The following is a 2,065-nucleotide window of genomic DNA, read 5'->3' on the forward strand; positions in this document are numbered from 1 at the left end:
ATTGTAAAGCTCGATTTAACGAAAAAATGCACAAGTCATTTTCTTTGTTCCTATAAGATTAAATTAAAATGAGCTTCCTTCAGATATTCCTAAAAAAATTTCTGGAATTACTCGATTTTTTTCAGTGAATCCTTCACCTGTAATAAGTAACAATTGTCATATATGAACTGATAAATGTTCAAAGATAGCACATATTCAGAGTAGAAGACAGTCTTACTCGAATCATTCAAAAAAAGAAAGCCACGATCAAGTAAAAAATAGTTTCCTTTTTTGAAAATGAAATCGTTGATAAAACAAGGATGCAAAGAAGATTTGCGCTGATTTGCACTGGATTTGCTTGAAGGTAAGGGTGCTTGAATTATAAAATTCTGAAGAGGTGATGCAATGCGATGACAAGTGAATTAAGTATACATACGATCAATGGTATTTCATGTGTCCGCATAAAAAATTTTTGAGAGGAGTGGATGATACGCTAAATAAAAAATTGTTTGTAAATTAAAAATTAATAAATTATAATGATTTTTAGGCGTAAAAAAAGTTTGGATAAAAAGGTTTTAATTTTGAAAAAGAAGGTTAAGGTGAAAGTTTGTGAAAAAGAAGTTTAAATATATTCTATCTTTAGTAATCTTATTAAGTGCTGCGGTGGTAACGCCAGCATTTCAGGTAGTGGCGGAAAGCCAAGTGTTTTCAGAATCTCCGCAGGTGGATCAGGAAGAAGTGAAAACTGTACAATCTGATGATACGAATGCTTCTGCGGATGCTGGACAAGCTACCTTTCAAGTAGAAAATCCTACGCTAACAAAAACGACCTCAGCGCGCGTGGATGCTAAGAATGAGCAAACACAAGCAAGTAGTGACAGTGAAGAAGCCATTACTGGATCAAGAAATAAGGATGAATATGCTGCAAGCCATCTAGATAATGTACCATCTTCTGTTAATGCGTTGTCTGCAAGAGCTGCCAATGCGCAACTGACGGTTCAAGTTTTAGATAGTAATTCAAACCAGCCAATCCAAGGCGCTTATTTCACATTGACCTCCTCGACATCTGGTGAAGTGACGTTGTTAGTCACGGACAGTTCAGGAAAGGTAACGATTCAGGTTCCTTCAGGAGGCTACTTTATTAAGCAAGTGGGTACAACGAATCAAAGATTGAACTACGCATTTACATCGATTGGAAATTCTATCACTTTGCAAGCAGGAGAAACCAAAACATTGGCACTTTATGAGCGTCAAATTGTAGGCGAGTATGCTTTTGGAGATAGCCCCGATACGATTCATATTCCTGTAAACAGTACCTTCGATTTCTCAACACAGGCATTAGGGATCGAGGCGTTTAAGTTAAATTTTAGCGGCAACATAGAAAAAAGTATTTCTGATTCACAGATCATTCCTTACTATACAAATGTTTATCCAAGCAAACCGGGGACTTACGTAGCAATTTTTATGACTAGACAATCCTCATATAATGTATATACAACACATGTAGTCAATGTCATTGTTGACCCGGAGCAGGTGGGAGAGGTAAATGTCAGATATCTTGATACTCAAGGGCAAGAAATCCATGAAACGAAGAGTTTGTCTGGTACCATTGGTGCTTCATATGATGCTAGTACGGATGAGTATAAGCTATCAATTGACGGTTACACTCTAGACGAAAGCCAACTGCCAGAAAATAGTAAAGGTATATTTAGCGAAACAGCACAAACAATCACCTACATCTACAAAAAAAATCCGATACCAGCAGCGGATGTAACTGTTGAATATGTGGATACGGAAGGCAAAGAAATACACTCCTCTCAAACGATTAGCGGGAATGTGGGCAACACTTTCGATGCTAGTACAGATCAATATAAACTATCGATCGATGGCTATACATTGGATGAAAGCCAGTCACCAGAAAATCTTAAAGGTGTGTTTAGCGAAACAGCACAAACCGTCACCTATGTGTATACAAAGAATCCGATACCAGCAGCGGATATAACGGTTGAGTATGTAGATACAGAAGGCAAAGAAGTTCATCCTTCTCAAGTTATCAGTGGAAATGTGGGCGATTTTTATAATGCTA

General features: G+C 37.3%; 1 protein-coding gene. It reads left to right on the top strand.

Annotated elements, in window-relative coordinates; all coding sequences use genetic code 11:
- Positions 1 to 588 precede the first annotated feature (588 nt).
- Positions 589 to 2,065, top strand: a 1,477-nt coding sequence (locus tag Q0977_RS18210) for a MucBP domain-containing protein (RefSeq protein ID WP_299516612.1), incomplete at its 3' end; no start/stop codon positions are given.

The organism is uncultured Rummeliibacillus sp., assembly GCF_934216135.1.
Classification (GTDB): Bacteria; Bacillota; Bacilli; order Bacillales_A; family Planococcaceae; genus Rummeliibacillus.